The sequence below is a fragment of the Streptomyces sp. NPDC031340 genome (assembly GCF_055569945.1).
The window spans coordinates 24,287-33,114 of the sequence record NZ_JBVIIE010000021.1 but is presented as its reverse complement, the minus strand read 5'-3'; the positions used below and the strand labels follow the sequence as shown (position 1 = coordinate 33,114).

General features: G+C 68.2%; 7 protein-coding genes and 3 pseudogenes. 6 read left to right on the top strand and 4 right to left on the bottom strand.

Features of this window, described 5'->3' with window-relative positions; genetic code table 11:
* Nucleotides 1–20: 20 nt before the first annotated feature.
* Entirely contained in the window at nt 21–215 is a 195-nt protein-coding gene (locus ACZ5GT_RS18245) for a hypothetical protein (RefSeq protein ID WP_469024446.1), read from the bottom strand.
* A gap of 338 nt (nt 216–553) precedes the next feature.
* On the opposite strand from ACZ5GT_RS18245, the gene ACZ5GT_RS18240 reads away from it, so the two are divergent.
* Both ACZ5GT_RS18240 and ACZ5GT_RS18235 read left to right on the top strand, forming a co-directional pair.
* Nucleotides 554–1,729, top strand: a complete 1,176-nt coding sequence (locus ACZ5GT_RS18240; RefSeq protein ID WP_469024443.1) for a barstar family protein — start codon at nt 554–556, stop codon at nt 1,727–1,729.
* Between the two features lie 259 nt (nt 1,730–1,988).
* A complete protein-coding gene (locus ACZ5GT_RS18235) occupies nt 1,989–2,156 on the top strand; it encodes a hypothetical protein (RefSeq protein WP_469024440.1) in 168 nt (55 codons plus the stop codon).
* A gap of 246 nt (nt 2,157–2,402) precedes the next feature.
* On the opposite strand, the gene ACZ5GT_RS18230 is transcribed toward ACZ5GT_RS18235, so the two are convergent.
* A complete protein-coding gene (locus ACZ5GT_RS18230) occupies nt 2,403–2,726 on the bottom strand; it encodes a hypothetical protein (protein WP_469024437.1) in 324 nt (107 codons plus the stop codon).
* A 47-nt stretch (nt 2,727–2,773) separates the two neighbouring features.
* Nucleotides 2,774–3,799 (bottom strand): annotated as a pseudogene (locus ACZ5GT_RS18225) (IS1380 family transposase); the annotation flags it as partial.
* A 500-nt stretch (nt 3,800–4,299) separates the two neighbouring features.
* Between ACZ5GT_RS18225 and ACZ5GT_RS18220 the strand changes: the two are divergent.
* The 3 genes and pseudogenes from ACZ5GT_RS18220 to ACZ5GT_RS18210 form a co-directional block, all read left to right on the top strand.
* A pseudogene (locus ACZ5GT_RS18220) lies at nt 4,300–5,444 on the top strand (DUF3631 domain-containing protein).
* 186 nt (nt 5,445–5,630) lie between these two features.
* A complete protein-coding gene (locus ACZ5GT_RS18215; RefSeq protein WP_469024434.1) occupies nt 5,631–5,828 on the top strand; it encodes a helix-turn-helix domain-containing protein in 198 nt (65 codons plus the stop codon).
* Nucleotides 5,829–6,028: 200 nt separating this feature from the next.
* Nucleotides 6,029–6,142 (top strand): annotated as a pseudogene (locus ACZ5GT_RS18210) (hypothetical protein); the annotation flags it as partial.
* Nucleotides 6,143–6,613: 471 nt separating this feature from the next.
* Here ACZ5GT_RS18210 and ACZ5GT_RS18205 read toward each other — a convergent pair.
* The gene (locus ACZ5GT_RS18205) at nt 6,614–7,969 is read right to left on the bottom strand and encodes a serine hydrolase domain-containing protein (RefSeq protein WP_469024431.1); all 1,356 of its coding nucleotides are present in this window, start codon (nt 7,967–7,969) and stop codon (nt 6,614–6,616) included.
* Nucleotides 7,970–8,119: 150 nt separating this feature from the next.
* Here ACZ5GT_RS18205 and ACZ5GT_RS18200 point away from each other — a divergent pair, with 150 nt between their 5' ends.
* Nucleotides 8,120–8,803 carry a TetR/AcrR family transcriptional regulator gene (locus ACZ5GT_RS18200; RefSeq protein WP_469024427.1) on the top strand — a complete coding sequence of 228 codons (684 nt, stop codon included), beginning with the start codon at nt 8,120–8,122 and terminating at the stop codon, nt 8,801–8,803.
* Nucleotides 8,804–8,828 lie beyond the last annotated feature (25 nt).

Genomic DNA, 8,828 nt, shown 5'->3' with positions numbered 1-8,828 from the left:
GGGCCGGCAACAAACGATCTCTAACCCGTGGCAGCCATCACGACGTAAACCATCCCGACGACGGCGGCCAGGCAGGCGACGGCGGCAGCGATCGCGGCAACGGCCATCAGCCCCGTCACGCCCAGAATCGCCGTCCAGCCCACCCGAGTCACCCGCTCGGCCCGCTCGACCGCGCGCTCGTAGTCGCCGTCGTCTTTCCAGTCTGGATCAGCCATGGCACCCCGACCCAAAGCATAGAAGGAGCCAACCAACCCCTGCGCCGACTCCGCCCGGCCCAGGGCCCGTTGCCGCACCTCACCGCCGTAAGCCCCAGAAACACCGAAAGCCCCGGATCACTCCCGGGCCTTCAACCTGTCTGCACTCGGCAGTACGGGCGGCGTCTACTGGTGAAGAGGCAGTGTTCCGAAGCTGCGCAATTCCTCGGTGCCCGCTGCACCACCCTCGGTTAAGAACGACAGCAACCAAGCTGCTGAGCGCACGGTCGCCCGCGCCGGTGGTCTCCTGACCGACGCCGTATCTTGGGCAAGAGATCGGTGGAGTGTTCGGGGGACTTGTGCGGATCGCAGATCACGCTGCCTGGGATCGGGGTTTCCCGGTCAAGTACCTGCTGGTCCGTGAGGACGAGGAGGGCGAGGAGAAGTACTGGGGGCGGTGCGCGAGCGTCGAGGGCATGTTTGTGGACAAGGTGCCGCCGAAGCGCGAGGTATTGACGCTGCGAGGATGCACTCCCACAGGTTCTTTGCGCGATGCCCTGTCGCCAGCCGCAGAGTCGACTGAGCTGCTGGGCGATGTGTGTGTCGAGGTATGGGACGACCAGCAGCCGCTGCAGTGGTGGACCTTGGTGGACGCTGTCGTCCTAGCCAACCAGCCGAACCGAAGCGACCCGGCCCTGGTGGATGTCGTCGTGGGGGCCGGGGTCGAAGAGGAACACGCCTGGGACCACACCCTGCCGGTGTCGCCGCAGTTCAAACTGTTCGCGGGAACCACCATGGTCGCCAGTCCCGCTGGACACTGTCTCGGAGTGGATGGGCTGTTTGTCTCGCGCGGGGCCCCGCCATCGACTCCACTGCACCTCATCGGATGCGAAGCCGCTGAACCTTTGCTCGCCGTCTTGCGTCGACCCCGCAAGTGGGACCGGGACTGGGTGCAATTGTGGGCGCTGGACCGCCACGGCGAGGTGATGTACCGCCACAACGTGTACCTGCGAATCGAGAAGACACAGCCGTCTGTGCTCGGAGGCGCCCTCGTCGACATCACACTCGCTGACGGCGGCGACGATCGGCCTCCGCTGTTGGCCCGGCCGATCTGGGAGACCTGGTATCGGGGAGCTCCGACAACCCGCAACCAATGGGCCCCATACTCCACACAGGGTAGATCCGAGTGGCTTGACCTGACGGCCACCCGCATGAGCGGCCAGCGCCCGGACCGCTCCGGCTGCACCCATCATCTTGACGGCAAGTTCGTCACCGACGTGCCCGGCCTTCACTGCGCGATGGCAGAGGCCCTCGTGGGGCCCGGGGGCTACTTCGGCCGGGAGTGGAACGCGTTCAAGGACTGCCTGGGTGGTGGTTTCGGCGTGGCCCTGCCCTTCACCCTGATCTGGCACGATGCGGACGTAGCGCGTCGAGCGCTGGCAGACGTCGTCTCGGACCCTGATGAGGGGCTCTCCTATTTCGAGGACATCGTTCGGCTGCTCAAACGCTGCGGTGTAACCGTCGTTCTTCAGTAGCCGGGGCACTCCGCGGCCCTGATGAAGGCCGGCGAAGGTCCGACCGCGCTGTTCGACAGCTCTGAGGGCCGCGAGGTAGCCGGCCCAGCTGTCCTGGGCGAGCGCCGCCCACTGGGTCGCGGTGTTCCTGTGGACGCCGAAGAGGTCGCTGATGATGATCGGCGGTAGTTCCCCGGCCATGCCGAACAGCTCGGGATGCTCCCTGGTGGCAAGCGGCCCCAGGGCAGCGCGCGACCGGCCTGTAGCGATCTGCTCTTCGATGAGACGAGCCAGCGTCGGCGGCAGGAGTACGGGGGCAGCTCACACCGTCTCGCGGGCCACCGTCAGCCGCTACCTGACCCGGCACGGGCTGGTCACCCCCGAACCCGCCAAACGGCCCCGCTCGTCCTACATCCGCTTCCAGGCCGCACTGCCCAACGAAACCTGACAGGCCGACTTCACCCACTACCGGCTCGCCGGGGCACCGACACCGAGATCCTCACCCGGCTGGACGACTGCTCCCGCTACGCCCTGCACGTGACCTGCTGGAAGCGGGTCACCGGCCCGATCGTCCTGGACACCTTCCGCCAGGCCGCCGCCACGCACGGCATCCCAAGAACTGGCTACGCGCCCAACCCCACCACCCCGCCACGCTTCCCCAGCTGCAGGACCTGCTCGACCAGTTCACCCACGCCTACAACCACCAACGCCCCCACCGGTCCCTGCCCCACCGCGCGACCCCGGCAGCGATCCACACCACCCTCCCCAAGGCCCGGCCCGCCCACAGCCGTGACGCCGACACCCACACCCGCGTCCGCCACGACCGCATCGACCAATCCGGCCTGGTCACCTCCGCGTCGGCGGCAAACTCCACCACACAGGCGTCGGACGAACCCACACCCGAACCAACGTCATCCCGCTCGTCGACGATCTCCACGTCCGCATCGTCAACGCCACCACCGGAGAACTCCTCCGAGATCCGATCATCGACCCCACCCGCGACTACCAGCCCCAGCACCCCACGAACACGACGAAACCCCCGAACCCGTAGGTTCGAGGGTTTCCGATGTCCTGAGACATCACATTGGTAGCAAAGCAGGTGATCCGCATGCCGTCTGCATCCGTGATCCTCAACTGGGCTCCGGGATGCGGCCGTTCCTTGCGGACGATCAGCCGCATGCCCTTCGGCCAGCCCTCAAGCAGGTCGCCGGTGAGTTCGGCGACCCAGGCCCCGTCGCGGACCTCGCCGCCGGTCTCGACGCCCGGCGTCCATGCCGATGCCGGGATCTTCAGAACGTGCTGGTGAATGGCCTCGGTGATCACCATGCCGACCGAGTAGGACAGCCAGCGCCCGCGCTGGGCGAGCCAGGCGACGAACTCGTGGGTGCCGCCCGCGGAATCGCAGCGGATCAAGGTCTGCCGCCCGCGCCGGTACTTCGTGGGCAGCTGAGCGAGGGCGAGGCGGGCGGCCTCGATGTGGTCGGCGGCCGTGTTCGAGCCCGCGTTGCCCGCCCTCAGAAGGGAAGCGACAGGTTCACCGGTGCCACCGGGGCCGTGGTCGACGAAGCCCATCAGCGGGTGGTGACCGTAGGTCTTCTTCCAGGTCGGGGCGGCGTCCTGCTTGTCCGAGTGGGCGATGACCAGCACTCCGTCCAGATCCACGGTCACCTGCCCACCGGCGTCCGGAGCCCCGTCGCGGGCCAACGTCCAGACCCGGCAGCGGACTTCGGACCGGGCTGTGCGGATTGCGGTCAGTGCCTTCTCGCCCGAGGCGGCAAGGGTGTCGACCAGGCGGGAGACTGTCGGGTCGGAGGCGACCGGCCCGAATACGGCTGGCTCGGCCCGAAGCATGCCCACATCCGCCAGGCAGTCCCCGCCCAGCGCGACCGCCAGCGCCACATCCAGCAGGACCTTGCCCGGATCATGCACCGACCGCGACTTGCGTCACGGCGCCAACGCCGCCGATATCGCCCTGTCCAGGCCGGTCTTGCGGATCGTCTCCACCAGCAGCACACCGCCGGCCTGGGAGACCACGCCGCGACCACCACCTTCGGTACGGGCACACGGGTAGGACCCGATACGCTTCTTCACCTGGAGAGTGCTTCTTTCACGCGACGACCTGGACCCTAGACAAGTCCCATCGTTGCAGGTCAGGAGCACTCTCCGCGTTTCTGATCACCTACCGGACGCCCTGCCACGTGAAAGCGCGAGGTTAAGGAAGAAGCTGAACAGACAGACCGACCCGCGCGCGCCGCCGAACCGGCCGCGCCTCCGCCGTCCGTGGGCGCCGCAAAGGGCGCCGCCCGTCAGGGCGTCGTGACAGCCTTCGCTCGAACCGGCACACGCCCACCGATCCGAGCCCGGACCGGCCCGGTATCCGGATCTTCGCGCCACCGGTCTACCGCCACCACTACGACGGCGCCCGCTGGTCCAAGCGCTACGGCAGCACCCCCACCGCCGCCTACGCCTGCGCCTGCGGCCGAACCGGCACCGCCACCGACCCCGAGGACGTGGCCGCACTGGTCGCCGACTGCCCACAAGTCCGCCTGCACCAGAACGCCCGCCGCCCCCACCGAAGGGAGGGCCGCCGCATGACTTCGGCCATCGACGGCGCCGCACTGCTGGACGAGGTGGATGCCTTCCACCGCCGCTTCAACGTCTTCCCCACCGACGCCGCGTTCGTCGCCGTCACCTTGTGGGACGCGCACGCCCACCTGCTCGACTGCTTCGACTCCACCCCCCGCATCGCCTTCCTGTCCCCGGAACCGGGCTCGGGCAAGACGCGGGCGCTGGAGATCGTGGAAACCCTCGTCCCGCAGCCCATGACGGCCGTCAACGCCTCCGCCGCCGCCCTGTTCCGCTCCGTCTCCGGACCCGGCGGCAAGCCCACGATCCTGTTCGACGAGATCGACACCGTCTTCGGCCCCAAGGCGGGCGACAACGAGGAGCTGCGCGGGTTCCTCAACGCAGGACACCGCCGCACGGGGGTCACCTATCGGTGCATCGGCGACGGCGGCAACCAGACCGTGCAGGCGTTCCCCTCGTACTGCGCGGTCGCGGTCGCCGGACTCGGCTCGCTCCCGGACACGATCCTGACCCGCTCCGTCATCATCCGCATGCGCCGCCGGGCACGGAACGAGAAGGTCGACCCTTCCGGGCCCGTATCCACGAAGCCGAGGGCCACAAGCTCCGTGACCGGCTCGCCGAATGGACCGAGCAGGCCCGCGCGTCCGTCATGGGGGCCTGGCCGGACATGCCGGAAGGAGTCGCCGACCGACCGGCAGACGTGTGGGAGCCCCTGTTGGCCGTCGCCGACGCGGCTGGCGGTCACTGGCCCGACCGGGCACGGGACGCCTGCCTGACCCTGGTCAAAGCCTCCCGCGCCAACGACAAGGGCAGCCTCGGTGTGCGCCTGCTGACCGACCTGCGCGACCACGTCATGACCGGCATCGACCGCCTGCCCACCGTCGCCATCCTCGACCGGCTCAACGCCCTCGACGACGCCCCCTGGGCCGACCTGCACGGCAAGCCCCTCGACAACCGGCGCCTGTCCAAGATGCTCGCCGAGTACATGACGGCCGACAACGAGCCGATCACCTCCCGCAACATCAAGGCCGCCGGCAGCGTCCTCAAGGGCTACTACGCCGCCGATCTCTGGGACGCATGGGCCCGCTACTGCCCCCCACCCCCGGAAAGTCCGCTACCTCCGCTACCCGGCACCGAAAACCTGGTCTGAGCAGCACTAACGCGGTAGCGGCAACCGGCCCCGGTTGCCGCTACCTCCCCGCTACCCATCCGCTACCGCTACCCCTTCCCGCTACCTCCAACAGGCCCCTGACCTGCACGGTAGCGGCGGTAGCGGAAGTAGCGCCCCTCATGAGGGGGCCCAGCAAAGCCCTTCCCTCTCACCGGAGGTTCTGACGTGCTCACCGCTGTCCCGAGCGAGGCCCAAGCACTCACCGTCCCCGAGGCCATGACGGCGCTGCGTCTCAGCCGCAGCAAGCTCTACGACCTCATTCGCACGAAACAGCTCCGCAGCTATACGTCTGGCCGGGCCCGTCGTATCCCGGTCGACGCCGTCCGCGAGTACATGCACAACCAGTTGGAGGAGGCCGCATAGTGGCAAAGCGACGCGCCAACGGCGAAGGAACGATCACCAAGCGCGCGGACGGCCGTTACCACGCCGCCGCCTATGTCTACCGCTCCGACGGGACCCGCACCCGGAAGTTCGTCTATGGCAAGACCCGTGAGGAAGTCGCCGACAAGCTCACCGAGTTGCAGGAGAAGACACGAAAGGGCATCCCGGCTGCCAAGTCGACCATGCCGTTCGGCGAGTACCTCACCTACTGGCTCCCTGCGATCGCACCCGAGCGACTCAAGCCCTCGACCCTGAACATTTACGAGGGTCTGACCCGCCTCTACATTCGGCCGGCACTCGGCAAGAAGAGACTCAACCGCCTGTCTCCGGCAGACATTCGCCGCTTCCTGATGGAGTTCAAGACCTCCTGCCTGTGCTGTCTGCGTGGCGCCGACAAGGAGCGTCCGGAGGAGAAGCGGTCGTGCTGCGCCGGAGGAGAAGCGGTCGTGCTGCGCCGTAGGCCGCTGCTGCCAGCGTCTTCCGTCGGCCCGCACCGTCCAGTACATCCATGCCGTCCTGCGGTCCGCGCTGCAACAGGCGATGCGCGAGGAACTGATCGCGCGCAACGTCGCCCGAATCGTGGAGACCCCCACCGTCGACACGAAGGAGGTGCGCCCGCTGGACGCCGGAGAAGTCCGCCTGCTCCTCAAGGCCGCTCGCTCCCACCGCCTCTACGCCCTGTGGCTGCGAGTAATTGTCAAATGTTGTGGACCTGGGCGAAGCTGTGCCAGCCTCGCCTGCGGTGCTCTCCGGGGGTTCCCAAGGTGTCACTCGGAGGGTGTCGAGGAGACCCGGTTGAAGAACCGTCCGGCCATGTCGGCCCCGACGATGGCGCCGTCGGCATTGCGGGTGAGGAACCCGCGCTGGCCGATCAGGCCGCCGCCGGTGACGATGTACTCGTCGCCGCTGCCGGGGAGCAGGCCGAGGCTGGCCGGCGGCAGGTCCGCTGGCAGTTCCCTGTCGGCCGCCGCGCGGATCTCCGGCTTGATCCGGCATTCAACCGTCATCGTGTCGCCGTCGGCGTCGATGATCAGCGTCATGAATTCATTCTCGTAGTGCCCGGTGATCTCCTGGGCGCGCTGCGGGTCGTACGGGAGCGGGTCGGGGTCGCGCTCGACCACGCCAAGGTAGTGTTCGAGCGCCCAGCGGAGCACGGCCTGGTTGAACTCCAGGCCATTGTCGGGCCCGGCGTTGGACGCCGCCACGACGGCGAAGTCCCGCTCCGGGACCAGCAGCAGGTTGGCGAACTGTCCGTTGGTCGATCCGCCGTGCCCGACGGTGCGCACTCCGTCCACGTCGCGCAGGAACCAGCCGAGGCCGATGGCGTCGCCGAGCGTGGAGCCGTGCAGCTCCACCGTCGGCTCCTGCATGCGCCTCGCCAGGTCACCGCCGCCGAGGTGGAACCGGGCCCAGCGCAACTGGTCGGAGACCGAGGACACCAGGCCGCCGCCCGGGTTGTTGCCGCGCGTGTCCTTCCAAGTCCGGGCGACCTTGAGCGCCCCTTCACTGAGGTTGTGGCCCACGGCGAACCGGCGGGTGATGGCCTGTCTGGCGGTGAAGACGCTGTCGGTCATGCCGGCCTGTTCCAGGACGAGTGAGGCGACAGCGGCCTCGTAGGTCTCGCCGGTGACGTTCTCGACGACCCGGCCGAGTAGGTTGTAGCCGAGTTGGCTGTAGGAGGCGCGGCCGCCGACTGGGCCGATCAGCGCCACCTCGGCCATGTTGGTCACCTCGCGGGCCAGCGCGTCGTCTCCGTCTCCGCTGTCGAAGACCATCCGGGTGTCCAGCCCGGCGGTGTGGTTGAGCAGGTTCAGGATGGTGATGTGCGCGGCCGCGTCCTCATCGGGGAGCCGGAGTTCGGGAACGTAGCGGCGCACTGGCGCCTCCAGCTCGACCCGGCCCTGCTCGACCAGGCGCATGATCGCGGTCGCCGTGTAGGTCTTGGTGACCGAGCCCAGCACGAAGAGTGTGTCCCGGTCGACGGGCAGCGGGTTGTCGATGTTCGTCACGCCGTGGCAGACGGTCAGCTCCCGTCCGTCCACCCGGACTCCCACCGCAGCACCCGGGATGCCGAGCTCCTTGGCCTTCTCCTCGACGAACTCCGCCAGCGCATCGTGTGACATCTCGATTCCCCCTCGATCGGTGTGGTTCTCGCACGGCGCCTCGGGCTTCGCGGCAACTTGCACTGTGTTCAAGTGGAGGCTAGCGAACGACCTGAACACTGTGCAAGACGTTTCTTGAACAGCGTGCAAGTCGAGGGCTATCGTGAATCCATGCCCCGCAACACACTGACCCGCGAACAGATCCTCACTGCCGCCATCACCCTGCTGGACGCCGAAGGGCTGGAGGGCCTGAGCATGCGGGCACTGGGCCAGCGGCTGGGCTCGGCGGCCACCGCGGTCTACTGGCACGTGGGCAGCAAGGACAACCTCATCGCCCTCGCCGGCGACCAGCTGTGGCACGAAATCGCGCTGCCCGACCCCGACGGGGTCGGCTGGCGCACGGCGGCCACCATCATGGCCAGTGACCTGTACGCAATGCTCACCCGCCACCCGTGGCTGCTGCAGGCCTTTGGCTCCCTCCTCATGTTCGGCCCCGGCAAGGCCCGCCACGACGACCACCTCCTCGCCATCTACGAAGCCGCGGGATTCGCCGGCCCCGCAGCCGACCAGGCCGCGGCCGCCGTTTTCACCTTCGTCCTCGGCAACGCCCTCGGCCCAGCCGCGACAGCCTCACTCACCCGCAAACTGCGGCGCGAAGGCAGCGGTGACGCCGAACAGGCCATCGGCGAAGCCCAGGCCGAGGCTCGCGAGATCGCCACACAATTCCCTCGTCTGCGCGCCCGCCTCGACACCCACAGCGTCGACTACGGCGCGGCGCCCGACAACACTTTCCAAATCGGCCTTCAGGCCATCCTCGATGGGCTGGAGGCGCTGCAACGCGGGCCTACTCGGTGACCATCACGCGATTTTCGAGCAAGGG

Coding starts and splice junctions, on each gene's coding strand:
- ACZ5GT_RS18235 (WP_469024440.1), top strand. CDS start 1,989: ATGAGACGAGCCAGCGTCGGCGGCAGGAGTACGGGGGCAGCTCACACC.
- ACZ5GT_RS18200 (WP_469024427.1), top strand. CDS start 8,120: ATGCCCCGCAACACACTGACCCGCGAACAGATCCTCACTGCCGCCATC.
- ACZ5GT_RS18245 (WP_469024446.1), bottom strand. CDS start 215: ATGGCTGATCCAGACTGGAAAGACGACGGCGACTACGAGCGCGCGGTC.
- ACZ5GT_RS18205 (WP_469024431.1), bottom strand. CDS start 7,969: ATGTCACACGATGCGCTGGCGGAGTTCGTCGAGGAGAAGGCCAAGGAG.